Source organism: Collimonas sp. NPDC087041 (genome assembly GCF_044745265.1).
GTDB lineage: Bacteria > Pseudomonadota > Gammaproteobacteria > Burkholderiales > Burkholderiaceae_D > Collimonas.
This window is the reverse complement of the sequence record NZ_JBIUZX010000005.1, coordinates 143085-170076: the sequence shown is the minus strand read 5'-3', so window position 1 is coordinate 170076 and position 26992 is coordinate 143085. Positions and strand designations below refer to the sequence as shown.

The window sequence follows — 26992 nt, the reverse complement described above, 5'->3', positions numbered from 1 at the left end:
TTTCCCGACCGGATCATGACCTTTCCATTGCTCAATCGCGAACTCGGCGTACTCGCCTTCAATGAACGCGTCCTGGCGCAAGCCGAAGACCCTACGGTACCGTTGCTCGAGCGGCTGCGGTTTGTCTGTATCACCAGCAGCAACCTGGATGAGTTTTCAGAGATTCGCATGTCCGGCCTGCAAGAGCAGATCCGGGTTGCGGTGGATGGCGTGACGCCGGATGGGATGTCGCTGCAGCATGCCTACAGCACCATCAGCGACCGCGCCCAGAAACTGGTGGCGCGGCAGTATGCCCTGTTCAACGAGGTGCTCTTGCCGGCCTTGAATACCGAAGGCATCGCCTTCTATCAAGAGTCGGAATGGGACGATCAGCAGACCGCCTGGGCGCATGAATTTTTCAAGACAGAGCTGTTGCCGGTGCTGACGCCGATCGGCCTGGATCCGGCACATCCGTTTCCGCGCGTGCTTAACAAGAGCTTGAATTTCGCGGTCAAGCTGAGCGGCAAGGATGCCTTTGGCCGCGAGACCGAGCTGGCGATTGTCCAGGCGCCGCGCGTGTTGCCGCGGCTGGTGCGGATGCCTGAGCATCTGTCGAAGCACGCTTACGGTTTTGTCTTGCTGAGCAGTTTCATGCAGCGCTTTGTCGGCGAACTGTTTCCGGGTTTGTCGATCGGCGGCTGCTACCAGTTCCGCGTGACGCGTAACAGCGACCTGTTTGTCGATGAAGACGAAGTTACCGATTTGCGGCTGGCCTTGCAAGGCGAGTTGCCGACGCGCCAGTTGGGCAACGCGGTGCGCCTGGAAGTCGCGGACGGTACGCCGGCTTCGCTGGTGCAGCGTTTGCTGAATCAGAACGGACTGTCGCCTGGTGATTGCTATCGGGTCAACGGCGCCGTTAACCTGGTGCGTCTGATGCCGTTGCCGGATCTGGTCGACCGGCCCGACCTGAAGTTCACGCCGCACACGCCGGTGCTGCCGAAAACCTTCGTCACTGGCGCTTCGGTCTTCGATGTGATCGATCAGGGTGACGTGCTGCTGCATCATCCGTATGAAAGTTTCCAGCCGGTGCTGGAGCTGCTGCAACAGGCGGCAATTGATCCGGATGTATTGGCCATCAAGCAGACCATTTATCGTACCGGCAACGACTCGCCGCTGATGAGCGCGCTGATGCAGGCAGCCAAGAACGGCAAGGAAGTGACGGTGGTGCTGGAGCTGATGGCGCGCTTCGACGAAGAAACCAATATCGGCTGGGCAGCCAAGCTGGAAGCGGTGGGCGCTCATGTGGTGTACGGCGTGTTCGGTTACAAGACGCATGCCAAGATGTTGTTGATCGTGCGTCGCAAGCGCCACGCCAAGCACACCAAACTAAAGCGTTATGTCCATCTCGGCACCGGCAACTATCATCCGAAAACCGCGCGTCTGTACACCGATTTCGGTTTGATGACCAACGATGACAAGATCTGTGAAGACGTGCATCACGTGTTCCAGCAACTGACCGGTTTCGGCAAACAGGTGCCGCTCAAGCGCTTGTGGCAATCGCCGTTTACCCTGCATGCGAATGTGCTCAATGCGATCCAGAAGGAAGTCGATGCGGCCAAAGCCGGCAAGCAGGGCTACATCATCGCCAAGATGAATGCGTTGCTGGAGCCGACCGTGATCGAGGCGCTTTACCTGGCGTCGCAGGCCGGCGTCAAGATCCAGCTGCTGATTCGCGGCGTGTGTGCGTTGCAGCCGGGCGTGCCGGGCTTGTCGGAAAACATCAAGGTACGTTCCATCATTGGCCGCTTCCTGGAACACCACAGGGTCTTTTATTTTTACGCCGATGGCGAAGAGCATGTGATGCTGTCCAGCGCCGACTGGATGGATCGCAATTTATTCCGGCGTATCGAAACCGCTTTCCCGATCCAGGATAACAAGCTCAAGCGGCGCGTGATTGAGGAAAGCCTGCTGGTGCATTTGCAGGACAATGCCTCCGCCTGGGACATGGATAGCGACGGCAGTTATCGGAAAGCCGACCCCGGCGATGCCACGCCGCTGGTCAGCCAGACCGATCTGTTGACGCGTTTCTGAACAAGGCCGATCATTTGCTGTGCGCTTGCCCGAGCTTGCGCTCCAGCCGGATTTGCAGGCGTTCAAAACAGATGCTCAGGCACCAGTAGACTGCAGCCGCAGCCAGATACAGCGGCAGTGGCCGAAAGGTCACTGCGATCACTTCCTTGGTGGCCAGCATCAGTTCGGTCACGGTGATAACCGAGACCAGCGAGGTGTCCTTGATCAGGCTGATCAGGGTATTGCTCATTGACGGCACGGCGATGCGGATCGCTTGCGGAATCACGATATAGCGCAGCGTCTGCCCATAATTGAGGCCGAGGCTGTAGCTGGCCGACCACTGGCCGTTATGTACGCCCTGGATCGCGCCACGCAGGCTTTCTGACAGATAGGCGCCGGCATTCAGGCTGAGCGCCAGGATACCCGCGGTCAACGGCGAGAAACTGATGCCGATGCTTGGCAGGCCGTAATAAATCACGAAGATTTGCACCAGCAGCGGCGTACCGCGCATCAGGCTGACATAAGCGGTGGCCGGCCATTGCGCCCAGCGCGAAGGCAAGATGCGCGCGATGGCCAATGGAAAGCCGAGCAGCAGCCCGCCCAACATCGATGCAACTGCAAACACCAGGGTATAGCCGACGCCCTTGAACAGGATCGGCGCCGCCTGCAGCAGCAAGTCTAGTATTTCCATATCGTCTTCTATTAAAACTGGCCGATTTTCTTGCTTAAAAAAACATCCCCGCAGTGGGCGGGGATGTTTGGTTTAACGCAAGTGTAGCGCGAATTGCGTGACTGCGATGTTACTGCGCCGATGGTGCTTTGCTAACATCGAAACCGAACCACTTGAAAGAAACCTGCTTGAAGCTGCCGTCTTTCTGGATATCGTCCAGCGCCTTATTCAAAGCGGCTTCAAATTTAGGATTGCCTTTTTGGAAAGGGATGCCGATCTTGTCGATGTCGCCGAAGGTCGCGCCAGCCTTCAAGGGCAGGTTGGAGCTCTTCAGCAGATAGCCGACCAGCAGGCGGTCGTTCAATGCGGCATCGATGCGGCCACTGGCCAGGTCGGCCAGGTATTCCGGTGAGCCAGGATAGGTTTTGACATCAATCCCTGCAACCGCCTTGGCCTTTTGTTCAAAGTTGGTGCCTTGACCCAAGCCGAGTTTGAAGCCCTTCAGCGACTCCAATGTCGGGAAGCTGCGTTTCTCGTCTTTTCTGACGATGAGCTGAGCGCTGGAGTACGTGTAAGGCTGGGAGAAATCGAAAGCCTTTTGACGTGCTTCGGTAATGCCGACCTGATTCAGGATCACGTCATATTTGCCGGCGCCGAGGCCCGCCAGGATGCCGCTCCATTCGGTCGTCGTGAATTCCGCTTTCACACCCAGCTTGGCCGCCAGTAATTTGGCGACATCCACTTCAAAGCCTGTCAGCTCGCCAGTCTTCTGGTCCTTGAAGTTGAATGGCGGATAGTTGCCTTCCATCGCCACTTTCAAGGTACCGCGCGATTTCACGGTATCCAGCAGATCGGCCGCGAACGCATTCAGCGTGACGCTGGTAATCAGTATTGCCGCTGCAATCTTGCTCAGTTTGGACAGTGCTGTAGTCATTTTTTTTCCCTTTGATGGAGAGGATCACGAAAAACCTGCTGCACGCTGCAATCTCGACACTGCGATGCTCACCGTACTTTCGTACGGCTGCGTTTCTCTTGCCAACCTTGCAGCATTCGCTACGGTTTTTCAAAGTCCCCGTGAGGTGGTGGTGGTGGCGACTATGTTAAGCGGACTTCCCTGCAAATGTGAAATGATGGTTTTGCTAACCTATATGCACTTATTGTATTTGCATTGCAGATAATTATCGGTTATTGGCGATTCTACGCAATTTACGACTTGTTGTTTTGCTTGCGTGCGGCGAGGTCGGTAGTCAGTTCAGCGAACTGCTGGTAAAGCTCGGCGATTTGCGGTTGCCCTTGCTGCAAGGCTTGCTGTTGGCGCGCTACTGTTGCCAGGTCGCCGCGTGCGATGGGGCCGGTCAGAGCAGCGGCGGGGCCGAGCCGGAACGCATTGGCCGCGCTTTCGGATAGCAACGGTTCGATCAGCTTCAATGCCAGTTCAGGCGGAATGCCGGCGGCGGCATAGGTTTGCTGCGCGACGTCGACCAGCGTCACCAGATAATTGGAGGCGAATACGGCAGCAGCGTGGTACAGGGTCTTTTGCTCGCGCTGGATGGGCGCCAGACGTGCGCCGATGGCGTTGAAGGCCGGGCCGAGCACGGCGAGGGCGGCATCATCGCCTTCGCTGCCGCACCAGGTGCCGGCGAAATGGTCGGCGACCTGTTGCGGATCGGCGAAACTGCGGATCGGGTGGATGCTGGCGACGACGGCACCGCGTTCGGCGGCGGCAGCCAGTTCAAGCGACGACAAGGCGCCGCTGCAATGAAACACGACGCTGCCCGGCTGCAGCTTGTCGGCAGCGGCCAGGGCCGCGCAACAAGCGGCAATCTGGTCGTCGCTGACACTGATGAGATACACATCGGCGGGGCGCAAATCGGCATAGGATGCTGTCGCAGTGCCGGCGCCGATGAAAGCGCTGGCCTGCTGCGCGCTGGTCGCGGATCGGTTCAGGATGTCGAGCAGCGTGAAGCTGTTCTGTGTGTGCCACAGGCGGCCCAGCGTGCGGCCGAGCTTGCCGCCGCCGATGATGTTCAAGGTGGGCCGGTGTGGAGCGGCGCCGCTGTCCTGGTTTGCCGTTAGTTGCCCAACTGCTCCAGCGCTTCCTGCTGTTCCAGCCATTCCGCCTCCAGTTGCGTCAGTTCCTTGCTGTAAAAAGCCTGATCGGTGAGCAGTGTCGCCAATTCCTTCTTCTTGTCCTTGTCGTAGATTTCCGGATCGGCCAGGCGCGTATCGACGGCTGCCTTTTGCGCGCTGCGCTTGGCGATCTGTTCATCCAGGCGCTTGATGCGCGACTCGATAGGTTTTTTCAGCGCCGCCAGTTTTTGCCGCGCATCCGCTTCCTGGCGCTTCTGTTCGCGGCGGTCGGCATTGTCGACTACCGGTGCCGCCGGCGCCACGGCGCTGGCGATCTTGGCTTTGCTGCTAGCCTTCGGCAGTGCCGCATCGGTGGCGCTGTTCTTGGCCGCCAGCTTGGTTTTGAACAGCCAGTCCTTGTAGTCGTCGAGGTCGCCGTCGAACGGCTGCACCTTGCCGTCTGCGACAATGATGAACTGGTCGGTGGTGGCGCGCAACAGATGGCGATCATGCGATACCAGAACCAGCGTGCCTTCGAACTGCGCCAGCGCCATGGTCAGCGCCTCGCGGGTTTCCAGGTCCAGATGGTTGGTCGGTTCATCCAGCAGCAGCAGGTTAGGGCGCTGCCAGACGATCAATGCCAGCGCCAGGCGGGCTTTTTCACCGCCGGAAAACGGCTTGATCGAACTGGTCACCATCGGGCCGTTGAAATTGAAGCTGCCGAGGAAGTTGCGCAGTTCCTGCTCGCGCGTGGTCGGCGCGATCTTTCCCATATGCCACAGCGGCGATTCGTCGTGACGCAGCATTTCCACCTGATGCTGGGCGAAATAGCCGATCGACAAGCCTTTGCCGAACTGAGCCACGCCGTGCAATGGTTTGAGCTCTTCCGCGATGGTCTTGATGAAGGTCGATTTACCGGCGCCGTTGACGCCCAACAGGCCGATGCGTTGGCCGATCTGCAGCGAGAAATTGATGCCGGACACGATCACTTTTTCAGTGACTTCATGACTGGTTTGGCTTTCGGTGCGATAGCCGGCGCTGACATCTTCCATCACCAGCAGCGGGTTTGGTGCGCTCAACGGCACCCGGAATTCAAACGAAAACTCGGCAGCGGCGCGCAACGGCGCCAGTTCTTCCATCTTGGCCAAGGCCTTCATCCGGCTTTGCGCCTGGCGCGCCTTGCTGGCCTGGGCCTTGAAGCGGTTGATGAAGGATTCCAGATGGGCGCGCTGGCGCATCTGCTTTTCCAATGTGCCGGCGGCCAGTTCCAGCTGCGCCGAGCGTTGGCGCTCGAACGACGAATAGTTGCCCGAGTAGCGTTTCAGTTTGCGTTCGTCGATATGCACGATAACGTTCACCACGCCGTCCAGGAAATCGCGGTCATGGGAAATGATGATCAGGGTGCCGGGATAACGCTTGAGCCAGTCTTCCAGCCAGATGATGGCGTCCAGGTCCAAGTGGTTGGTCGGTTCATCGAGCAGCAACAGGTCGGATGGGCACATCAGCGCTTGCGCCAGGTTCAGGCGCATGCGCCAGCCGCCGGAGAAGCTGGCGACCGGTTGATCCATCTGCGCCAGCGAGAAGCCGAGGCCGGTCAGCAGCTGTTCCGCGCGCGAGCGCACGGTGTAGGCGTCGGCATCGGCCAGCGCGCTGTACAGCTCGCCGATCAGGATACCGTTGGAGGTGCTTTCCGGTTCGCTTTCCAGGAACGCCAGTTCTTCTTCCAGGCGGCGCAAGGTGACGTCGCCGTCAATCGCGTATTCAATCGCTGGACGATCCAGCGCAGGGGTTTCCTGGGCCACGTAGGCCATGCGCCATTTCGACGGAAAATCGATTTCGCCGAGGTCGGCATGCAACTCCCCACGCAGCAATCCGAACAGGCTCGACTTGCCGGCGCCGTTGGCGCCGATCAGGCCGATCTTGTCGCCCGGGTTGAGGGTGACGTCGACATTGTCGAGCAAAGGCTTGATGCCGCGCATCAGGGAAACTTGTTGGAAACGTATCATTAATAACTATCTGCTAAAGGTGCCAAATGGGCGGTAGAGATGGAGCTGCATGTACTGGACACAACGACTGCACACAACATACGAAAAAAGGGTCGGGGCGAAGACGACGCGCTTACGGCAATTGATCTGCGGTCAGCAGGAACACCATGTCGTCGCCGGCGCTGGTCGAGACCCAGGTCATTTCCAGGTCAGGGAATGCGGCCTCGGCAAATGCACGCTCATTGCCGATTTCGACGATGAGGATGCCGTTGGCGGTCAGGCGCTGTTTGGCGCCGGCCACGATCTGGCGCACCAGGTCCATGCCGTCGGCGCCGCCGGCCAGGGCGATCTGCGGCTCGCGCAGGTATTCAGGCGGCAGTTTGCCCATCGAACCCGAGTTGACGTACGGCGGGTTGGTAACGATCAGGTCGTATTTCTTGTTCGGCACTTTGCTGTACAAATCGGATTCGATCAGCGTGATGCGATCCTGCAATTCGTAATCGTCGACATTGCGCTTTGCCACGGCGAGCGCGTCGGCCGAGATGTCGGCAGTGTCCACATGCGCCTGCGGGAAGGCATCCGCCAGCATGATCGGCAGGCAGCCGGAACCAGTGCACAGTTCCAGGATATTGCTGACCTCGGCAGGGTCTTGCAGCCATGGCGAGAAGTGGTCGGGGATCAGTTCGGCAATGAACGAACGCGGCACGATCACGCGCTGGTCGACGTAGAAACGGTATTCGCCGAGCCAGGCTTCGTTGGTGATGTAGGCGGCAGGCACGCGGTCGGTGCTGCGTTTTTCGATGACCTGCAAGACTGCTTCGACTTCTTGCGGCAGCAGGCGCGCATCGAAGAACGGTTCGATCTTGTCGAGCGGCAGGCGCAGCGTGTGCAGGATCAGGTAGGCGGCTTCATCCAGGGCGTTGCTGCTGCCGTGGCCGAAGAACAAGCCGGCGGTATTGAAACGGGTGACCGCATAGCGCAGCAGGTCGCGGATGGTAGTGAATGAATTTGGAGTCATGGTGCGGATTATCAAAATAGGGGAATGCGGCAACTGTTCGACCAGGCGGTTCAGTTGCAGTCGCAAAGTGTCAGGCGGATTTTATCGGAAATGCCTGTCTGGATGGGCTTTAGCCGAGAAACTAAGCGGCTAAGGCCTTGATTTTGTTGTTATTTGCCAAATTGTTAGCAAATAAGGCCGCCCCAGCGGGCGGCCATGGCGGCGCAAGCGCTGATCAAGCCGCGGGCGACGTCAGCAGGTTTTCCAGCGTGCGACGATAGATGTTCTTCAGCGGATCGATGAATTGCACTTCGACATGTTCGTCGATCTTGTGAATGCTGGCGTTCGGCGGTCCGAATTCGATCACTTGCGGGCAGATCTGGGCAATGAAACGGCCGTCAGAAGTACCGCCGGTGGTCGACAGTTCGGTGTTGATGCCGGTTTCTTCCCTGATCGCGGAAGAAATGGCGTCGCTCAAGGTGCCGCGCGGCGTCAGGAACGGCCGGCCGCCGACAGTCCAGGCCAGCGTGTATTCGAGGCCGTGCTTGTCGAGGATCGCGTGCACGCGTTGTTGCAAACCTTCGACGGTGCTGGCGGTTGAAAAGCGGAAGTTGAAATCGATCACCACTTCGCCCGGGATCACGTTGGAGGCGCCGGTGCCGCCATGGATGTTCGACATCTGCCAGGAGGTCGGCAGATAGTATTCATTGGCTTCATCCCATTTTTCAGCAGCCAGCTCGGCCAGCGCCGGCGCTGCCAGGTGAATCGGGTTCTTGGCCAGATGCGGATAGGCGATGTGGCCCTGCACGCCCTTGACTGTCAGCTTGCCGGACATGGTGCCGCGCCGGCCGTTCTTGATCATGTCGCCCAGCGTTGAGCTGGAAGTCGGTTCGCCGACGATGCAGTAATCCAGCTGTTCGCCACGCGCTTTCAATTTGTCGCAGACCACCACAGTGCCGTCGGTGGCCGGACCTTCTTCGTCGCTGGTGATCAGGAAGCCGATCGAACCTGCGTGGTCAGGATGGGCCTGGGTGAATTCTTCGACGGCGACAACCATCGCCGCGATCGAGGTTTTCATGTCGGCGGCGCCGCGCCCATACAGCTTGCCATCGCGATGGCTAGGCAGGAATGGATCGGATTGCCATTGCTCGCGCGGCCCGGTCGGCACCACGTCGGTGTGGCCGGCAAACACCAGCAGCGGCCGTTCAGTGCCTTTGCGCGCCCACAGGTTGGTGACGTCGCCGGACTGGATGGTTTCGCAGACGAAGCCGAGCGGCTCCAGCAACTCGATCAGCATCGCCTGGCAGCCCTTGTCTTGCGGCGTGACGGACGACAGCGCGATCAATTGTTCGGCCAGCGCCAGGGTTTTGCTCTCGATAGGGTTTTTCATGTGAAGTGCTTTTGCTAAGTGTTTTTTGCGACGAATATTGTGACGAATGTTGCCACGATTATCAGCTGAATTACTGGCTGAATATCTCTTGATACAGCGCATCCGAAAAGCCGACGTACGTATTCTTTCCGGTAAACAGCACCGGACGCTTGATGATCGACGGCAGTTCCATCATCAGCGGCGTGGCGCTGATGCCATCGGTGATGCTGTTGCGACGCTGTTCCGACAAGCCGCGCCAGGTCGTGCCTTTGCGGTTGACCAGCGTGTCCCAAGGGACATCCGCGAGCCAGGTAGTGATCAGTTCAGGGGTAACGCCGTCTTTCTTGAAATTGTGAAAGGTGTAGGCGATCTCTTGTTCTTCCAGCCAGGTGCGGGCCTTCTTGACTGTGTCGCAGTTGGGGATGCCGTAGAGGGTAATTGCCATATGAAAAAGGTAGTAGCTGTAGGTCGTTGAGACCGTGGGTCAGGTGGCGCACCTGGTTTGGGACCAGGGCGCCGAGATTCGAATAATGTGCTTACAGGTCAAGGGTGAATTCGGTGAACGTCGCGCCCTCGATTTTTTCCGGCTCCGGCGCCACCGGCGCTGCATTCTTCTTGGAGTTCGGTGTATGGTTGTTGATCAGCCAGTACAGGTTGCTCGGTGAATCGGCATGGGCCAACGCTTCGTCCTGGGTGATCACGCCTTCTTCGATCAATTCCATCAAGGCCTGCTCGAAAGTCTGCGAGCCGGGCGCCAGGCTTTTTTCCATGGCTTCCTTGATCTGGCTGATGTTGTCTTCCTCGATCAATTCGGAAACGTGACGGGTATTGAGCATGATCTCGACTGCCGGCGTACGGTCGCCGTCGACTGTCGTCACCAGGCGTTGCGAAACGATCGCCGCCAGGGTCGAGGCCAGGTCTTCCAGCAACGCCGGGCGGTTTTCCAGCGGGTAGAAACTGATGACCCGGTTCAATGCGCGGTAGGTGTTGTTGGCATGCAGCGTCGATACCACCAGATGGCCCGACTGTGCATAGGCGAGGGCGGCCGACATGGTTGCCTTGTCGCGGATTTCGCCGATCAGGATACAGTCCGGCGCTTGTCGCAATGCGTTCTTCAGCGCGCCGTTGAGGTCGTTGGTGTCGCTGCCGATTTCACGCTGGTTGACGATCGAGCGATGATTTTGAAACAGGAATTCGATCGGGTCTTCCAGTGTCAGGATGTGGCCGGTCTGGGTCTTGTTGCGATAATCGAGCATCGAGGCGATAGTGGTCGATTTGCCCGAACCGGTGGAGCCGACCACCAGCAGCAAACCGCGCTTGCGACCGATCAGTTCGATCAGGGCCGGCGGCAGCCGCAATTCTTCAAATGCAGGAATGTCGATAGGAATATAGCGGATCACGGCCGAGATGCTGCCGCGCTGGCGGAATGCCGAGAGGCGGAAACTGCCGACATCAGGAATCGGCAAGCCGATATTCAATTCGTTGTCGCGCTCCAGTTCCCGCAGGCGCTCCGACGGCACCACTTCACTCAACAGCATCTGGATGGAATGCGCATCCATGTTCTGCTGATTGACAGGAATCATCTGGCCCTTGATCTTCAGATGAATAGGCGAACCGGGCGCCAGGAACATGTCCGATGCTTCCTTCTCCCGCATCAGATGAAACAAACGATCCATTGCCATCAAAAACTCCTCGGTGCAGGAAAGGCGCACATTATTATTATGGGTTACATCATTCGCCGGCGTAGGGTGGGCACCTGTGCCCACGCGGAACTTGCTTCGACAACGCGTGGGCAAAAAAACTTGCCCACGCTACAGGTTCTCCGGCTTTGTCCGCAATGATTAATTAAGCTTCGCGCAGCAGTTCGTTGATGCCGGTCTTGGCGCGTGTCTTGGCGTCGACGCGCTTGACGATCACTGCGCAATACAGGCTGTACTTGCCGTCGGCCGACGGCAGGCTGCCCGACACCACTACCGAACCCGCTGGAATGCGGCCGTAGGTGACTTCGCCGGTGGCGCGGTCATAAATCTTGGTCGATTGGCCGATGTAGACGCCCATCGAGATCACCGAGTTTTCTTCAACGATCACGCCTTCGACGATTTCCGAACGGGCGCCGATGAAGCAGTTGTCTTCGATGATGGTCGGGTTGGCTTGCATTGGTTCCAGCACGCCGCCGATGCCGACGCCGCCGGACAGGTGGACGTTCTTGCCGATCTGCGCGCAGGAGCCGACGGTGGCCCAAGTGTCGACCATGGTGCCTTCATCGACGTAAGCGCCGATGTTGACATAGGATGGCATCAGCACCACGTTCTTGCCGATGAAGCTGCCGTGACGAGCGACGGCCGGCGGCACCACGCGGAAGCCGCCCTTGGCGAAATCTTCAGCGGTGTAGTTGGCGAACTTGGTTGGCACTTTGTCGTAGAACTGCATGTTCTCGCCAGCCGGCATCGGCAGGTTGTCTTCCAGGCGGAACGACAGCAGCACAGCCTTCTTGATCCATTGGTTGACAACCCAGTTGCCGTCGGTTTTCTCGGCGACGCGCAGGGTGCCCTGGTTGAGTTCGGCGATGACTTTGGCAACCGCTTCGCGGACATCGGCGGGGGCGGTCTTCGGGGAAAATTCGGTACGCTGTTCCCAGGCTTGGTCGATAAATTCTTGCAGAGATTGAGTCATGATTTTCGTTGTCTAAAGTTTAAAAATAATCGATGGCGGAGTAAATCGCCGCGATACGTCGGCTTAAAAAACCCTCAGATGACATTCCTTGGGAGTTCAACCGTTTTGTCTAGTCAGTTGAGGACAGAGTAATTCGTCGCGCTTCGGCGACTCTTAAACTCTGTCCCGCAAATGGTCACAATGCCTTGCAAAAAGCGGCAATCCGTTGTGCTGCTTCCAGGCATTCGTCGACTTCCGCCACCAGCGCCATCCGGATGCGTTGCCGGCCCGGATTGCTACCGTGGGCGTCGCGCGCCAGGTAGCTGCCGGGCAATACCGTTACATTATATTCGGCATACAGCCGCTTGGCGAAGTCGGTATCGGAGATCGATGCCAGTTTGTCTACCTTGGCCCAAAGGTAAAAGCCGGCGTCCGGCAGCGCGACATCCAGCACAGTTTGCAGCACCGGTGTCACTTGTTGAAATTTCGCCATGTATTTGGCGCGGTTTTCGACGACGTGGGTCTCGTCGTTCCAGGCGGCGACCGAAGCCGCTTGCACCGGCGGGCTCATGGCGCCGCCGTGGTAGGTACGATACAGCAGGAATTTCTTCAGGATGGCGGCATCGCCGGCGACGAAGCCGGAGCGCATGCCCGGCACGTTGGAGCGTTTCGACAGGCTGGAGAAGGCGATCAGGCGCGGATAGCCGTCGCGGCCCAGCATGTGTGCGGCTTGTAGTCCGCCCAGCGGCGCTTCCGGTTTGAAGTAAATTTCCGAATAGCATTCGTCGGCGGCGATCACGAAACCGTGCCGATCCGACAAGGCAAACAATTCTTTCCAGTCTTCCAGCGACAGCACGGCGCCGGTCGGATTGCCGGGCGAGCACAGGTACAGCAGCTTGACGCGCGGCCAGACGTCATCCGGCACGCTGCGGTAATCCGGCGCGAAATTGCGGGCTGGATCCGAGTTGACGAAATATGGCTGGGCGCCCGACAGGTAGGCCGCGCCTTCGTAGATCTGGTAGAACGGATTGGGGCACATCACCAACGCATCCGATTGCGACGGATCGACCACGGTCTGCGCCAGCGCGAACAATGCTTCGCGCGAACCGTTGACTGGCAGGATTTGCGTCGCCGGATTCAGCGCCGGCAAGCCGTAGCGGCGTTCCAGCCAGCCGGCGATTGCCTGGCGCAGCGGTTCCGCGCCGATGGTGCTGGGATAACTGGCGAGACCGCTCAGGTTGTCGGTCAGCGCCTGCTGGATGAATTTGGGCGTGGGGTGCTTTGGCTCGCCGATGCCGAGGCTGATCGGCGTGTACGCCGGATTCGGCGTGACATCGGCAAATAATGCGCGCAGTTTTTCAAACGGATACGGCTGCAACCGGTCTAGTAATGGATTCACGTGGTTAGTAACGGATGAATAACAAAGGTGGAATGAAGGGCGGCGGCTATGATTCTGCTGTTTGCATTATATACAGAATGCGGGTTTGATCGCTGCGAATGCTGCGCCTGGCGCTCTGAAAAGGACGCTGCATGGCCGATATTCGGCGATTTTTTTGTCTTTCATTGCCCGTCGGACTGTTTTATTCGGGTTGCTGCTTGATCGAGGCGTTGGCCCGGCGCCTGTGTACTCGTCTGTATATCGTTAATCGTCGGGTTGCCGGAGGTTGAGTAAATAATCACACTGCGAAATTTTGGCGGCCATTCAGATCGCATATATGGCAAGGCAGAATGTTATGATGTCGACCTCCCGCGAGGTTTTTTTCTCGTTTTCATGAATTTTAAGAGTGACGGCTGCTTTTTCGCCGACTTTGATAAGAACAGTCGATAACGTGCGTTTAACTTCCATTAAATTATCGGGATTCAAGTCTTTCGTTGACCCTACCAATTTCCAGGTCCCCGGCCAGCTGGTCGGCGTCGTGGGACCGAACGGTTGCGGCAAGTCCAACATCATCGACGCCGTGCGTTGGGTGCTGGGCGAATCCAAAGCCTCGGAATTGCGCGGCGAGTCGATGCAGGACGTCATTTTCAACGGCTCCTCGCACCGCAAGCCGGCCGGGCGCTCGTCGGTCGAACTGGTGTTCGACAACAGCCTCGGCAAGGCCGCAGGGCAGTGGAGCCAGTATGCCGAAATCGCCGTCAAGCGCACGTTGACGCGCGACGGCACTTCGACCTACTACATCAATAACCAGGCGGTGCGGCGCCGCGACATCCAGGATATTTTCATGGGTACCGGCCTTGGCCCACGCGCTTACGCGATCATCGGCCAGGGCATGATTTCACGCATCATCGAGGCGCGCCCGGAAGAACTGCGGGTTTTCCTGGAAGAGGCGGCAGGCGTTTCCAAGTACAAAGAGCGCCGTCGCGAAACCGAAAACCGCCTGAACGACACGCGCGATAATTTGCTGCGGGTCGAAGATATCCTGCGCGAACTCAACGCCAACCTGGAAAAACTGCAGGCGCAGGCGGCAGTCGCGCAAAAATTCCATGAGTTGCAAGGCGATCAGGAAGAAAAGCAGAAACTGTTGTGGTTGTTGCGCAAGAACGAAGCCAAGACCGAACAGGAAAAACACTTCCGCGATATCGAAAAAGCACAAACCGATCTGGAAGAGCAGACCGCCAAGTTACGCCATGTCGAAACCGAGCTGGAGCATATGCGTCAGGCGCACTACGCCGCCGGCGACCGCATGCACCAGGCGCAAGGCCATTTGTACCAAACCAACTCCGAAATCGGCAGCCTGGAAGCGCAGATCAAGTTCGTCATCGAATCGCGTAATCGCCTGCAATCGCAACTCAATTCATTGACCGCGCAGCGCGATCAATGGCAACGCCAGGGTACGCAATTCCAGGACGATCTGGTGGAAGCCGAGATGCACCTGGAAGAGCTGATGGCGCGGGTCGAGCAATCGCAGGTGGCGTCGCAACAACATAACGACCAACTGCCCGCGCTGGAGCAAAGCTGGCGCGAAGCGCAGCTGAAGAGCACCGAGTCGCGCGGCAAGATCATGCAGATCCAGCAGCAGATCGAACTGGAATCGACCCACCAGCGCAATGCCTCGAACATCCTGAATGGCCTGAGCGCACGGCGCGAGCGGCTGTCACAGGAAAAGAACGGACTCAACCTGCCGGACAATGCGCATCTGACCAACCTGCGCATGCAGTTGGAAGAAAAACAGGCTGGCCTGGAAGAGCTGGCAATGCAGTTGGAAGAGGCGCAGGAGCTGCAGCCGCGGCTGGAAGAAGAACGCCGCGATGCGCAGCAGCAGGTCAATACCGAAAGCGCCAACAATGCCCAGCTGGAAGCGCGCCTGACCGCACTCAAGCAATTGCAGGAAAGCGTGCAGACCGAAGGCAAGGTGCAACCCTGGTTGCAGAAACACGAACTCGCCGGTCTGCCGCGCCTGTGGCAAAAACTGCATATCGATGGCGGCTGGGAAACGGCGCTGGAATCGGTGCTGCGCGAGCGTACTTCCGCACTTGAAATGTCTAACCTGGATTGGGCCAAGGCCTTCTTCAACGACGCACCGCCGGCCAAGCTGGCCTTGTTCACGCCGAATGGCGTGGCGCCGGCAGCTGCGGCTGACACCCCGGCCGGCCTCAAGCCTTTCCTGAACCTGTTGCAATTGAACGACCCTGGCTTGCGGGTGCTGATGCAGGATTGGTTGCACAATTTCTATGCCGCCGACGACACCGTGACAGCCTTCGCCGAGCGCAGCAAGCTGCCGCTGGGCGCCAGCTTCGTGACGCGCCAAGGGCATGTGATCAGCAAGACCGGCGTGCGTTTCTATGCTTCCGATTCGGAGCAGGATGGCATGCTGGCGCGCCAGCAGGAAATCGAAAACATCACCAAGCAGTTGCGTGCCCAGCAAATGCTGGCCGACGAAGCGCGTTCGCGTTCGGTACGCGCCGAAGCCGCCTTGTCGCAGGCTACCCAGCGTTTGCAGGAAATGCGTCAACGCCATAGCGGCTTGACGCAGGCGGTGCATGGCTTGCAGATCGATGTGATGAAATTGTCTGAACTGCAGGAGCGCTTCAACCAGCGCAGTTCGCAGATTGCTTCCGACCTGGCGGAAATCGCTGCGCAGGAAAGCGAACAGCAGCAAGCCAAGATGGAATCGGAAGCCAAGTTCGAACAACTCGACATGGAATTGGCCGAGCTGCAAGAGAAGCATGAGGATGGGCAAACCGATTACCTGGGCAAGGAACAGCAACTGAACGATGCCCGGCAACGTTTGCGTGAGATGGAGCGCGCTGCGCAGGAAGCAGAATTTGCCGAGAAATCCCATCGCAACAAGATCGAAGAACTCAAGCGCAGCATCGCTACCGCGCTGGAGCAGGCGGCGCAGTTGTTCGCCAACATGCAGCAGGGCCACCTTGAACTGGAAAGCCTCGACGATCAGGCGGCGCAAGCCGGCTTGCAGGATTTGCTCGACAAGCGCAGCGAGCAGGAGCGTGCGCTGGCCGATACCCGTCACGAACTGGATCAGGTATCGCAGAATTTGCGTCAGCATGAGGAAACCCGCCTGCAGGCAGAACGCAGCTTGCAGCCGCAGCGCGAGCGCATCATGGAATTGCAACTGAAAGAACAGGCGGCGCGCCTGAACCAGGAGCAGTACGTGCAGCAATTGCTCGAAGCGCAAGCCGATGAAGCCGCGCTGAGCGAGAAGCTGACCGCCGACATGCGGCCTTCGTATCTGCAAGGCGAGGTGACGCGCCTGACCAATGCGATTGCCGGCCTGGGTGCAGTCAACCTGGCAGCGCTGGACGAGCTGGCGCAGGCGTCCGAACGCAAGAATTTCCTGGATGCGCAGAATGCCGACCTGACGGAGGCCATCAATACCTTGCAGGATGCCATCCACAAGATCGACAAAGAAACCCGCGATCTGCTGCAGGATACCTTCGACAAGGTCAACCATCACTTTGCCGAGCTGTTCCCAATCCTGTTCGGCGGTGGCCAGGCCAAGCTGATCATGACTGGCGACGAGATCCTGGACTCCGGTGTGCAGGTCATGGCGCAGCCGCCGGGCAAGAAGAATGCGACCATCCATCTACTGTCAGGTGGGGAAAAGGCGCTGACCGCGACCGCGCTGGTGTTCTCGATGTTCCAGCTGAATCCGGCGCCGTTCTGCTTGCTGGACGAGGTCGACGCACCGCTGGACGACGCCAACACCGAGCGCTTCTGCAATATGGTGAAACGGATGTCGAGCCACACCCAATTCCTGTTCATTTCGCATAACAAGATTGCGATGGAAATGGCGCAGCAACTGATCGGTGTGACGATGCAGGAGCAGGGCGTATCGCGGATTGTCGCGGTCGACATGGAGGCGGCGCGCAGTTTCGCCGCCGATCCGGTGGCGGCCTGACGATTTTTTTATGGCGGCAACAGGCCGATTTTGCTAGTCTTAATGCAATATTTTTTAATGCAATATTTTGTAAAAAAATATCTCAGGAATTTATGTTGCCTGTATATACATTAAATCGGGTATTTTTTTATAGGCAAAGACGGCATGCAAGCCATGCGTTACAACCAATTTGAAGCATTTACGCGGTCACTGACAACCATTTTTGAAGTGTTTTTACCTCGGATTCAATCAATGACCAGTCCACAATTTCAGTCGCAAATTCGCGTTTCAAGCGCGTATCCGAGCGACGCGGCAGCAATTACTAAGGCATCAGCAGAATGACAGATCTACAAACAAGCCTGTTTATCATTGGAGGCGCGTTTCTTGTTGGCGTCATTTCCTACAACAAATGGCAGGAATACAAGGCCAAGAAGAGTGTTGAGCGGGCATTTTCCGGATCGCATGATGATGTCCTGATGACGCCGGGCAAAGAGAGCGGCGAACCGCAGGTACGGCACGAGCCGCAGCTGTTCGACGCCGCAGGCGATGCCGACCAGGCTGCCATGGCAGAGCCGTCGCACGACGATATTGAGCAAACAGCCGAGCAACATGCGCTGGAGCCGCAGTTCGGCAATCCGGCATCAACCGCCGGTGCCGGCCATGCTGTTCCTGCGCCGGCGCTGCGCAAGGATTTGCCGGTGGACGACTTGATCGATTGCGCAATTCCGCTGGTGCTGGAAACGCCGATACGCGGCGACAAGGCGCTACCGGCCTTGCAGAGCCTGCGCCATGTCGGCAACAAGCCGATTCATTTCATCGGCGAAGACCTCAATGGCGATTGGGAGCCGGTGGCGCATGGCGGCGTCTACAGCACCTTGCTGGCCGGTGTGCAGATGGCTAACCGCAGCAACCCTCTTAACGAAATCGAATATTCCGAACTGGTCATGCGCTTGCGCCAGATCGCCGATGACCTCGGCGCCGAACCTGATCTGCCGGACATGCCGGAGGTGATCAATACCGCGCGCTCGCTGCATCAGTTCGTGATCGAGCACGATGCCCAGCTGGGCGTGAATATCCAGTCGAACGGCGCGCCTTGGGCGATCAGCACCTTGCTGGCGGCGTTGGCGCGGCAGGGCTTCGATGCGCGTCCGGAAGGCCGCATGGTCATGTCGGATGGCGACGGCGGCCTGCTGTTCTCGTTGTCGACCAATGCCAGCGCCGTAGCTGAAACTACCAGCCGCCTGACCTTGCTGCTCGATGTGCCGCGCGTAGCGCCGTCGCGCGACGGTTATGGCGCCATGGTGGCTTGCGGTCGCTCGCTGGCGGCGCGCCTTGGCGGCGTGCTGGTGGATGACAGCAACCAGCCGCTGGCGGACGTCCAGCTGGCCGAAATTGCCGGCCAGGTCGATGCCTTCTATCGGGAAATGGATGCGGCTGAAATTCCTGCGGGTTCGGTACGGGCTTTGCGTCTATTCAGCTGATTGCAACACAGCATGCATGCGCCATCGCAATGTGGGCAGCGTTGCCCACATTGCTGGTAGGGCGCACATTACACAGAACACTATTTGCAGCATAGAGTAGACAGAGCCGCCTTAGTGCGGCCTCTTGCTTTGTACTCAACGGATATCACACATGCCATCTTCTTCATTGGACACCGCTGACTGGCGCGCTCGCGCCGCCTGGCTGGCTGCCGAGTTAAATCGCCACAATCACTCTTATTACGTGCTCGACAATCCGTCGATTCCGGATGCGGAATACGATCAGTTGTTTCGTGAACTGCAAGCGCTTGAACAAGCGCATCCGGAACTGAATACTCCGGATTCGCCAACCCAGCGCGTCGGCGCCGCGCCGCTGCCGCAGTTCGAGCAGGTCACGCATTCGATCCCGATGCTGTCTCTTGGCAATGGCTTTGAGGACAACGATATTGTCGAGTTTGATCGTCGTGTCAGGGATGGGCTCGACACTCAGGTCGGCACCGAGATCGAGTACGCCGCTGAATTGAAGTTCGATGGCCTGGCGATCAACCTGCGTTACGAAGACGGCGTCCTGGTGCAGGCCGCCACCCGCGGCGACGGCACCACCGGTGAGAACGTCACCAGCAACATCCGCACGGTGCGGGCGATCCCGCTGCGTTTGCACACCGACAATCCACCCAAGGTACTGGATGTGCGCGGCGAGGTGCTGATGTTCAAGGCCGATTTCGCCAAGCTCAATGCGCGCCAGCGCGATGCCGGATTGAAGGAATTCGCCAATCCGCGCAATGCCGCCGCCGGTAGCCTGCGCCAACTCGATTCGCGCATCACCGCGCAACGTACCTTGCGTTTCTTTGCCTACGGCATCGGCACGCTGGATGGCGCGGAGATGCCGGTATCGCATTCGGCGCTGCTGGATTGGTATAGCCAGCTCGGGCTGCCGGTCTGTAATGAACGGGGCGTGGTCAAGGGCGCTGCCGGCTTGCTGGATTTCTTCCGCGGCATTGGCGCCAAACGCGCGCAACTGCCTTATGAAATCGATGGCGTGGTGTACAAGGTCAATCGCTTGCTGCAGCAGCAGACCCTGGGTTTCGTATCGCGCGCACCGCGCTTTGCGCTGGCGCATAAATTCCCGGCTGAAGAAGCCACTACGCAGGTGCTGGATATCGAGGTGCAGATCGGTCGTACCGGCGCTGTGACGCCGGTGGCGCGGCTGGCGCCGGTGTTCGTCGGCGGCGTCACGGTGACCAATGCCACGCTGCATAATGAAGATGAAGTGCGGCGCAAGGATATCCACATCGGCGACACCGTGATCGTGCGCCGTGCCGGCGACGTGATCCCGGAAGTGGTGTCGTTTGTGCCGGAGTTGCGGCCGGTCGATGCACCGGCATTCGTGATGCCTGTTGCATGCCCGATTTGCGGCTCAGAGATCGTCAAGCCGGAGGATGAAGCCATCGCGCGCTGTTCCGGCGGCTGGGTCAAATGCGCGGCGCAACGCAAGGGTGGGCTGCAGCATTTCGCATCGCGCCGGGCGATGGATATCGAAGGACTGGGCGATCAATTGATCGAACAGCTGGTGGACCGCCATGTCATTACAACCGCCGCCGACTTGTATAAACTGGGCCTGGTGAAACTGGCCGAGCTGGATCGGATGGCGGACAAATCAGCACAAAATGTGCTGAGCGCACTTGAGAAATCGAAATCGACGACCTTGGGCCGCTTCATCTATGCACTCGGCATCCGTCATGTCGGTGAGGCGACGGCGAAGGAACTGGCAAGCCATTTCGGCAATATCGACGCCTTGCTGCAGGCGAGCGAGGAGCAATTGCTGGAAGTGGCCGACATCGGTCCGGTGGTGGCACGTTCATTGCTCACGTTCCTGGCAGATCCGCTGAATCGTGAATTGATAGAGCAGTTGCGCGCCGCCGGTATCCATTGGCCGGAGAACTTGCCGGCTGAAAGCGCGTCCAAGCTCATGTTAGGCAAGACCTTCGTGCTGACCGGCAGCCTGCCGACCCTGACGCGCGATGCCGCAGCAGCCATGATCGAGGCCGCCGGCGGCAAGGTGACAGGTTCGGTTTCCAAGAAGACCAGCTATGTGGTCGCGGGGGCCGAAGCCGGCAGTAAACTTACCAAGGCGGAAGAATTGAATATCCCGATCCTGGATGAAGATGGACTCCGCACTCTTTTAGAAAGCGAACAAGGAAACGTACATGAGCATCATTAAAAAAGCCGTATTTCCCGTTGCCGGCCTGGGCAGCCGATTTTTGCCTGCCACCAAGGCGCAGCCGAAAGAGATGCTGCCGATCGTTGACAAGCCGTTGATCCAGTACGCGGTGGAAGAGGCCGTGGCGGCCGGCATCACCGATATGGTGTTCATTACCGGCCGCAACAAACGGGCGATCGAAGATCACTTCGACAAGGCCTACGAACTGGAAACCGAGCTGGAAGCAGCCGGCAAGGCGCGTCTGCTGGATCTGGTGCAGAACGTCATTCCCAAGCACATCAATTGCATTTTTATCCGTCAATCGGAAATGCTCGGCCTTGGCCACGCGGTGCTGTGCGCCCGGCCGGTGGTCGGCAACGATCCGTTCGCGGTCTTGCTGGCGGACGATTTCATGGATGTCGCGCCGGGCCAGAAGCCGGTGCTGGCGCAGATGACAGACATTTTTGCGACCGAACAATCCAGTATGCTGGCAGTGCAGGATGTGCCGCGCGCCGACACCAAGCAATACGGTATCGTCAGCATCGATCCTTATAAACCGAATCTGGAAAAGGTCAACAGCATCGTCGAAAAGCCACAACCGGATCAGGCGCCGTCGACGCTGGCTGTGGTGGGGCGTTATGTGCTGACCAACGGTATTTTCGATCACCTGGAAGGCCTGGGCAAGGGCGCCGGTGGCGAGATCCAGCTGACCGATGGCATCGCCGCATTGATGCAGCATGAGCGCGTGCTGGCTTACCGTTATGCCGGACAGCGTTATGATTGCGGTTCCAAGCTGGGTTATTTGAAAGCCACGCTGGAGATGGGCTTGAAGCATCCGGAAACCGGCGCCGAGTTTGCCGAGTATCTGAAAAAATTCAGCTGATCGTTTTTCCGTAATTTTCCTCAATCACCGATACCAGAGACCGTACCATGACCGTTCGTGAAATCCTGAAGATGGGCGACCCGCGTTTGCTGCGGCAAGCCGAGCCTGTCACTGCTTTCGGTACGGCCGAGCTGAATGCGCTGGTCGCCGACATGTTCGAGACCATGCATGCGGTCAATGGCGCCGGCCTGGCGGCGCCGCAGATTGGCGTCAACCTGCAGCTGGTGATCTTTGGTTTCAGCAATAACGTCCGCTATCCGGACGCGCCCGCAGTGCCGGAGACAGTGCTGGTCAATCCAACCTTGCGGCCGTTGTCGGAAGAGCTTGAAGACGGCTGGGAAGGTTGCCTGTCGGTGCCTGGCCTGCGCGGCGTGGTGCCACGCTGGACCCAGCTGCATTACGAAGGTTTCGACCAGTTCGGCACTCCTATCAGCCGCGATGTCGACGGCTTTCATGCGCGCGTGGTGCAGCATGAATGCGATCACCTGAATGGCATTTTGTACCCGATGCGGATCAAGGATTTCACGCGCTTCGGCTATACCGAGATATTGTTCCCGGAGCTGGATCCGAATCACGACGACTAAGTCGGATTTGCGTCGCAACGTCCGGCATCGCCGATGATTGCGGCGGAAGGTGGCTTTGTTTGCCTGCGCTCGGCTGTGTTTGACTGTGTTCTGCGACAGGCGCGCTCTGGGCAGTTTTCAATCAATTCGTTTGTTAAGCTATTGGAAATGTTTCTTCGATAGCGTACTATAATTGCAGCGCATGTTTGCCGCCTGGCCATCTCTTGTCTGAGCGGTCGTAGGCTGGCTTTGCCTTACCTTGCCGCGCGCGTTCTGTTGTCTCTTCTTGTTCGCGCAAATCCCCGATAACCGCCCACTTTCATAAGGAAAGCCTGCCCATGCATCATGCAGTCGAAATGTTTATCCAGGATCTGGCCGTGATCATGCTGATCGCCGGTGTTGTGACGGTGTTGTTCAACCGTTTCAAACAACCGGTAGTGCTCGGCTACATCGTCGCCGGCGTCATCATCGGGCCGCATACACCGCCGTTTTCGCTGATCACGGATGAACGCACGATCCAGATCCTGGCCGAACTGGGCGTGATTTTCCTGCTGTTTTCGCTGGGGCTGGAATTCAGCCTGAAGAAGCTTGGCAAGGTTGGCGCCACCGCCTTTGTGGCGGCGCTGGCCGAGATCACCCTGATGTTGTGGATCGGCTATGAAATCGGCATCTATTTCGGCTGGAAGCAGATGGATGCGGTATTCCTCGGCGCGATGCTGTCAGTGTCGTCAACCACCATCATCGTCAAGGCGCTCAACGAGCTGGGCATGAAGCGCGAGAAATTTGCGCAGCTGATTTTCGGTATCCTGATCGTTGAAGATGTGCTGGCGATCGGCATGATCGCGTTACTGTCGGGCGTGGCAACCAGCGGTTCTGTCGATGCCGGCGATGCCGTGGGCACCATCGGCAAGCTGGTGCTGTTCATGATCGTTTCGCTGGTGGCGGGAATTTTGATCATCCCGCGCTTGCTTGACTATGTCGCCAAGTTCAAGAGCAAGGAAATGCTGCTGGTGACGGTGCTCGGGCTGTGTTTCGGCTTCTGCCTGCTGGTCATGAAAATGGAGTACAGCGTGGCGCTGGGCGCCTTCCTGATTGGCGCCGTGATGGCTGAGTCGCGTCATCTGCACCAGATCGAACGCTTGATCGAGCCGGTGCGCGACATGTTCAGCGCGATCTTTTTCGTCGCCATCGGTCTGTTGTTCAACCCATCGATACTGGCGCAGTACTGGCTGCCGATTGCCGTGATTACGATCGCCGTTGTGCTGGGCAAAGTGGTCAGCTGTGGCCTGGCCACTTTCCTGTCGGGTCACGATGGCCGTACTTCTATGCGGGTCGGCATGGGCTTGTCGCAGATCGGTGAATTCTCTTTCATCATCGCGGCGTTGGGTGTCAGCTTGAAGGTCACCAGTGATTTCCTGTACCCGACCGTGGTTGCGGTATCGGCCGTGACGACGTTGCTGACGCCGTACCTGATCAAGCTGGCCGATCCGCTGTCGACGCGGCTGGCGAAGGCGATGCCGGAAAAAGTGGCGTCGGTATTCGGCATGTATTCGACCTGGCTGGACAGTCTGCAACCGCAGGGCGACCGTGCCGAACTGTCGCGCATCATCCGCCGCATCCTGATGCAGGTGGTGATCAACCTGGCGCTGGTGGCGGCGATCTTCATCGTCAGCGGCTATTTCGCCGAAAAGCTCGGCGCACTCATGGCGGCCTGGGTTGCCGATGCGCAGGTGCAGGACGCCATCGTGTGGGGCGGCGCGCTGTTGATATCGTTGCCTTTCCTGATCGCCACCTATCGCAAACTGCATGCGCTGAGCATGCTGCTGGCTGAAATCAGCGTCAAGCCGGAGTGGGCCGGCGCCTATAATCAAGCGGTGCGACGGGTGATTGCGGAAGTGATCCCGGTGGTGTCGATCATCGGCATCATGCTGATGATTGCCGCCCTCAGCAGCCGTATCTTGCCGCCGACCAATCTTCTGATCCTGGTGCTGGTTGCCGCCGCTGTGCTGGTGCTGGTGTTATGGCAACGGTTTGTGAAGCTGCATTCGCGCCTGCAAATTGCGTTGCGGGAAACATTGGCTGAAACGCCGGATGAAAATCACTGAAATTCGCGTTGAAGCGAGGGCCGATTTCAAAATCGGCGCTCGGCATTGGTTAAAATAGCGTCTTTATTTCTTTTTCAAGATCAAGCCATGACTGCCATGACCCAAGACGAACTCAAGCTGGCCGTTGCCCGCGAAGCAATCAAATATGTGGTCGACGGCCAGATTGTCGGTGTCGGCACCGGTTCCACCGCCAATTTTTTCATCGATGAACTGGCCAAGATCAAGCATCGCATCAAGGGCGCAGTAGCGTCGTCCGAGGCGACTGCGGCGCGTTTGCGTGCGCATGACATCGAGGTGTACGACCTGAACCAGGTTGCGACCATGCCGGTTTATATCGATGGCGCGGACGAGATCAATGCCGAGGGCGCGATGATCAAGGGCGGCGGTGCGGCGTTGACGCGCGAGAAGATCGTGGCGTCGGTGGCGGAGAAATTCATCTGTATCGCGGATGGTTCGAAGCTGGTGAAGGTGCTGGGCAAATTTCCATTGCCGGTCGAGGTGATTCCGATGGCGCAGGCGGTGGTGGCGCGCAAGCTGATCAAGCTGGGTGGCGAGCCGCGTTTGCGTTTCAAGGATGGCAAGCCGTTGATTACCGATAATGGGTGCGTGATTATCGACATGCACGACCTGAAGATTACCGATCCGGTGGAGTTGGAGCGGCAGATCAACCAGATTACTGGTGTGGTGACGGTTGGCTTGTTTGCGCAGCAGGGGGCGGATATCTGTTTGCTGGGCACGCCTGATGGGGTGAAGACGCTGACGTTTTGAAGCGTCAGTTCGGTCTGCAGCAAAGCTACGGGGTAGCGTGACCATTCGTTACGCGCCTGGCGCAACGCAATGAGTAGTTAAATGGGGTCGGAGTTTTTTTCGCGGCTTTTTGCGAAAATTACTCTGACCCCTTTTACGGGCCACGGAGTGAATGCAATGGCGCATTCAGAATCCGCCGTTTCGTCGTTAATTAATACGTTGATTACTCCGTGGAGACTAGCCGGGAGCGGCCCGGCAGCCGCTTACTTTTTGCTTCGCCAAAAAGTAAGCAAAAAGGCGATCGCACAGCCGTTGCCCGCCGTTGGCGGGTTCCCAAATGAGCCGTGCGACAGTCGGATGGGACACAAACTCGCTTCGCTCAAACATGTGTCCCATAATTCCCGACTGTCACCCGTCCCATTTGGCAACGTCAGCATGCGAAAAGTCAAAAACAACGTCAACGGCAAAAGCCAATTCAAAAGCAACGTCAAAAACAACGTCAAAAACAACGTCAACATCAAAACCAGCTCCGAGAAGTTAAATGGGGTCGGAGTTTTTTTTCGCGGTTCTTTGCGAAAATTACTCTGACCCCATTTAACGAACCACGGAGCACATGCGCTCGCGTTTCCATGAAGGCTTCTTTGGATTGGCCTTAGGCGAATACCCGCAACACCAACGCATTGATCATCGCTCCACCAACAATCAACCAGCCGAACAGCATCGCTGCAAACAATAAAGGCTTTACCCCGGCAACGCGGATCGACGAAAAATGTGTCGAGATGCCTAATGCAGCCATGGCCATTGCCAGCAGGATGTTGTCGGCATCGTTGACGTGGGCCACCAGCGTCGTGGGCAAGTGGGCGAAGGAGTTGAGGGCGACTACTGCTACGAAGCCGAAGGCGAACCAGGGAATGGCGAGGCGGGTTTTGCCTGGTTTGCCGGTGCCGTTGGTTTTTGCTGTGCCACGATTTGCTACGTAGGCCGACAGCAGCATCAGGAATGGCGCCAGCATCATTACGCGGACCATCTTGGTAATCACCGCAGTGTTGGCGGCATCGGGACTGATGGCGCGGGCGGCGGCTACTACCTGGGCGACTTCATGGACGGTCGAGCCGGTGTAGATGCCGTAGGCCAGCGGTGAGGCGGCCAGGAAGTGCCAGTGCAGATTGAGCTGGTACAGCAGCGGGTAGAGGAAGATCGCCAGCGAACCGAATACGACCACGGTTGCTACGGCGACCGTTACCTGCGCCGGTTGCGCGCGCAGCACCGGTTCTGTGGCCATCACAGCTGCGGCGCCGCAGATCGAGCTGCCGGCACCGATCAGCATCGCGGTATTGCGATCGAGCTTGAATAGGCGCGTGCCGAGCAGCAGCGCCATGCCGAAAGTGGAGCACAAGACCAGCGCGTCGATCAAGACGCCGCTCAGGCCGACATGGCCGATATCCTGGAACGTCAGGCGGAAGCCGTACAGGATGATGCCGAGGCGCAGCAGGTTCTGCTTTGAAAAATTAACGCCGGGCGCACAGGCAGGGGCGATGCGCTGGTATCCCAGATTGCCTACCAGCATGCCAAGCACGATGGCTAGCGTCAGTGCGCTGAAGCCATGCGCCTGCAGCCAGGGACTCTTTGCGGCAAAAATTGCGGCGGCGGCAATCAATGCGCTGAGGGTTAATCCGGCCAGCAGCGATGGCTGGATCTTGGTGTTGCTCTTGGATGGGCGGGTTGCGCCGGCCAGGGTCGAGGTACTCACAATGACTTCCGATCAGGATGCTGCGCCGGGATATGGCGCCATGGAAATCACTATAGCGATTGGGTATCTAAAAGAAAAACGGATTAATTTTGTATAATCAACCTGTTTTCCAGGTAGATTGAAGTGTAGCCGGAA

Annotated in this window: 20 protein-coding genes; 9 read left to right on the top strand and 11 right to left on the bottom strand. The window is 58.2% G+C overall.

Going from position 1 to position 26992, the window contains the following annotated elements; genetic code table 11:
- Nucleotides 1-15 precede the first annotated feature (15 nt).
- Nucleotides 16-2070: a polyphosphate kinase 1 gene (gene ppk1, locus ACIPF8_RS11305; protein WP_400420941.1), complete on the top strand. Its 2055-nt coding sequence runs from the start codon at nt 16-18 to the stop codon at nt 2068-2070.
- Nucleotides 2071-2080: 10 nt separating this feature from the next.
- Here the strand turns inward: ppk1 and ACIPF8_RS11300 are convergent, their stop codons facing one another.
- The 10 genes from ACIPF8_RS11300 to dapC form a co-directional block, all read right to left on the bottom strand.
- Nucleotides 2081-2740 (bottom strand): amino acid ABC transporter permease, encoded by a 660-nt coding sequence (locus tag ACIPF8_RS11300; RefSeq protein WP_400420939.1) that lies wholly within the window; start codon nt 2738-2740, stop codon nt 2081-2083.
- 109 nt (nt 2741-2849) lie between these two features.
- Complete coding sequence (locus tag ACIPF8_RS11295; RefSeq protein ID WP_400420937.1) at nt 2850-3653, bottom strand: cystine ABC transporter substrate-binding protein; 804 nt, start codon at nt 3651-3653, stop codon at nt 2850-2852.
- Between the two features lie 272 nt (nt 3654-3925).
- Nucleotides 3926-4834, bottom strand: coding sequence for a Rossmann-like and DUF2520 domain-containing protein (locus ACIPF8_RS11290; RefSeq protein WP_400420936.1), 909 nt, complete (start codon nt 4832-4834; stop codon nt 3926-3928).
- The gene (locus ACIPF8_RS11285) at nt 4792-6795 is read right to left on the bottom strand and encodes an ATP-binding cassette domain-containing protein (RefSeq protein ID WP_400420934.1); all 2004 of its coding nucleotides are present in this window, start codon (nt 6793-6795) and stop codon (nt 4792-4794) included. Before ACIPF8_RS11285 ends, ACIPF8_RS11290 begins: the two co-directional genes overlap by 43 nt.
- A 112-nt stretch (nt 6796-6907) precedes the next feature.
- Nucleotides 6908-7792: a 50S ribosomal protein L3 N(5)-glutamine methyltransferase gene (gene prmB / locus ACIPF8_RS11280; RefSeq protein ID WP_400420932.1), complete on the bottom strand. Its 885-nt coding sequence runs from the start codon at nt 7790-7792 to the stop codon at nt 6908-6910.
- Nucleotides 7793-8006: 214 nt separating this feature from the next.
- Nucleotides 8007-9161: a succinyl-diaminopimelate desuccinylase gene (gene dapE, locus ACIPF8_RS11275; RefSeq protein WP_400420931.1), complete on the bottom strand. Its 1155-nt coding sequence runs from the start codon at nt 9159-9161 to the stop codon at nt 8007-8009.
- A 70-nt stretch (nt 9162-9231) separates the two neighbouring features.
- The gene (locus ACIPF8_RS11270) at nt 9232-9585 is read right to left on the bottom strand and encodes an ArsC family reductase (protein WP_400420929.1); all 354 of its coding nucleotides are present in this window, start codon (nt 9583-9585) and stop codon (nt 9232-9234) included.
- 91 nt (nt 9586-9676) lie between these two features.
- Nucleotides 9677-10822 carry a PilT/PilU family type 4a pilus ATPase gene (locus tag ACIPF8_RS11265; RefSeq protein WP_400420927.1) on the bottom strand — a complete coding sequence of 382 codons (1146 nt, stop codon included), beginning with the start codon at nt 10820-10822 and terminating at the stop codon, nt 9677-9679.
- Nucleotides 10823-10985: 163 nt separating this feature from the next.
- Nucleotides 10986-11813, bottom strand: a complete 828-nt coding sequence (dapD, locus tag ACIPF8_RS11260; protein WP_400420925.1) for a 2,3,4,5-tetrahydropyridine-2,6-dicarboxylate N-succinyltransferase — start codon at nt 11811-11813, stop codon at nt 10986-10988.
- Nucleotides 11814-11988: 175 nt separating this feature from the next.
- The gene (gene dapC, locus ACIPF8_RS11255; RefSeq protein ID WP_400420923.1) at nt 11989-13191 is read right to left on the bottom strand and encodes a succinyldiaminopimelate transaminase; all 1203 of its coding nucleotides are present in this window, start codon (nt 13189-13191) and stop codon (nt 11989-11991) included.
- A 430-nt stretch (nt 13192-13621) separates the two neighbouring features.
- Between dapC and smc the strand changes: the two genes are divergently transcribed.
- From smc to ACIPF8_RS11215, 8 genes are all read left to right on the top strand, one after another.
- The gene (gene smc, locus ACIPF8_RS11250) at nt 13622-17152 is read left to right on the top strand and encodes a chromosome segregation protein SMC (protein ID WP_400420921.1); all 3531 of its coding nucleotides are present in this window, start codon (nt 13622-13624) and stop codon (nt 17150-17152) included.
- Nucleotides 17153-17469: 317 nt separating this feature from the next.
- On the top strand, nt 17470-18612 hold the full coding sequence (locus ACIPF8_RS11245; protein ID WP_400420920.1) for a cell division protein ZipA C-terminal FtsZ-binding domain-containing protein: 1143 nt from the start codon (nt 17470-17472) through the stop codon (nt 18610-18612).
- Between the two features lie 151 nt (nt 18613-18763).
- On the top strand, nt 18764-20830 hold the full coding sequence (ligA, locus tag ACIPF8_RS11240) for an NAD-dependent DNA ligase LigA (RefSeq protein WP_400420918.1): 2067 nt from the start codon (nt 18764-18766) through the stop codon (nt 20828-20830).
- Complete coding sequence (galU, locus tag ACIPF8_RS11235; protein WP_400420916.1) at nt 20817-21692, top strand: UTP--glucose-1-phosphate uridylyltransferase GalU; 876 nt, start codon at nt 20817-20819, stop codon at nt 21690-21692. The genes ligA and galU overlap by 14 nt, the downstream gene beginning before the upstream one ends.
- A 47-nt stretch (nt 21693-21739) precedes the next feature.
- Nucleotides 21740-22276, top strand: a complete 537-nt coding sequence (gene def / locus ACIPF8_RS11230) for a peptide deformylase (protein ID WP_400420915.1) — start codon at nt 21740-21742, stop codon at nt 22274-22276.
- Between the two features lie 317 nt (nt 22277-22593).
- Nucleotides 22594-24360, top strand: coding sequence for a cation:proton antiporter (locus ACIPF8_RS11225; protein ID WP_400420913.1), 1767 nt, complete (start codon nt 22594-22596; stop codon nt 24358-24360).
- A 96-nt stretch (nt 24361-24456) separates the two neighbouring features.
- Nucleotides 24457-25128 (top strand): ribose-5-phosphate isomerase RpiA, encoded by a 672-nt coding sequence (rpiA, locus tag ACIPF8_RS11220; RefSeq protein ID WP_400421302.1) that lies wholly within the window; start codon nt 24457-24459, stop codon nt 25126-25128.
- 81 nt (nt 25129-25209) lie between these two features.
- Entirely contained in the window at nt 25210-25695 is a 486-nt protein-coding gene (locus tag ACIPF8_RS11215; RefSeq protein ID WP_400420911.1) for a hypothetical protein, read from the top strand.
- Between the two features lie 64 nt (nt 25696-25759).
- Here the strand turns inward: ACIPF8_RS11215 and ACIPF8_RS11210 are convergent, their stop codons facing one another.
- Nucleotides 25760-26857, bottom strand: coding sequence for a YeiH family protein (locus ACIPF8_RS11210; protein ID WP_400420909.1), 1098 nt, complete (start codon nt 26855-26857; stop codon nt 25760-25762).
- Nucleotides 26858-26992 lie beyond the last annotated feature (135 nt).

What these genes read in the sequence shown, in the direction of transcription:
- ACIPF8_RS11295 (WP_400420937.1), bottom strand. Translation starts at nt 3,653, where the DNA reads ATGACTACAGCACTGTCCAAACTGAGCAAGATTGCAGCGGCAATACTG.
- prmB (WP_400420932.1), bottom strand. Translation starts at nt 7,792, where the DNA reads ATGACTCCAAATTCATTCACTACCATCCGCGACCTGCTGCGCTATGCG.
- ACIPF8_RS11300 (WP_400420939.1), bottom strand. Translation starts at nt 2,740, where the DNA reads ATGGAAATACTAGACTTGCTGCTGCAGGCGGCGCCGATCCTGTTCAAG.
- ACIPF8_RS11285 (WP_400420934.1), bottom strand. Translation starts at nt 6,795, where the DNA reads ATGATACGTTTCCAACAAGTTTCCCTGATGCGCGGCATCAAGCCTTTG.
- dapE (WP_400420931.1), bottom strand. Translation starts at nt 9,161, where the DNA reads ATGAAAAACCCTATCGAGAGCAAAACCCTGGCGCTGGCCGAACAATTG.
- galU (WP_400420916.1), top strand. Translation starts at nt 20,817, where the DNA reads ATGAGCATCATTAAAAAAGCCGTATTTCCCGTTGCCGGCCTGGGCAGC.
- ligA (WP_400420918.1), top strand. Translation starts at nt 18,764, where the DNA reads ATGCCATCTTCTTCATTGGACACCGCTGACTGGCGCGCTCGCGCCGCC.
- ppk1 (WP_400420941.1), top strand. Translation starts at nt 16, where the DNA reads ATGACCTTTCCATTGCTCAATCGCGAACTCGGCGTACTCGCCTTCAAT.
- def (WP_400420915.1), top strand. Translation starts at nt 21,740, where the DNA reads ATGACCGTTCGTGAAATCCTGAAGATGGGCGACCCGCGTTTGCTGCGG.
- ACIPF8_RS11270 (WP_400420929.1), bottom strand. Translation starts at nt 9,585, where the DNA reads ATGGCAATTACCCTCTACGGCATCCCCAACTGCGACACAGTCAAGAAG.
- dapD (WP_400420925.1), bottom strand. Translation starts at nt 11,813, where the DNA reads ATGACTCAATCTCTGCAAGAATTTATCGACCAAGCCTGGGAACAGCGT.
- rpiA (WP_400421302.1), top strand. Translation starts at nt 24,457, where the DNA reads ATGACCCAAGACGAACTCAAGCTGGCCGTTGCCCGCGAAGCAATCAAA.
- ACIPF8_RS11265 (WP_400420927.1), bottom strand. Translation starts at nt 10,822, where the DNA reads ATGGCAATGGATCGTTTGTTTCATCTGATGCGGGAGAAGGAAGCATCG.
- ACIPF8_RS11225 (WP_400420913.1), top strand. Translation starts at nt 22,594, where the DNA reads ATGCATCATGCAGTCGAAATGTTTATCCAGGATCTGGCCGTGATCATG.
- ACIPF8_RS11215 (WP_400420911.1), top strand. Translation starts at nt 25,210, where the DNA reads ATGGGGTCGGAGTTTTTTTCGCGGCTTTTTGCGAAAATTACTCTGACC.
- ACIPF8_RS11290 (WP_400420936.1), bottom strand. Translation starts at nt 4,834, where the DNA reads ATGGCTGGAACAGCAGGAAGCGCTGGAGCAGTTGGGCAACTAACGGCA.
- ACIPF8_RS11245 (WP_400420920.1), top strand. Translation starts at nt 17,470, where the DNA reads ATGACAGATCTACAAACAAGCCTGTTTATCATTGGAGGCGCGTTTCTT.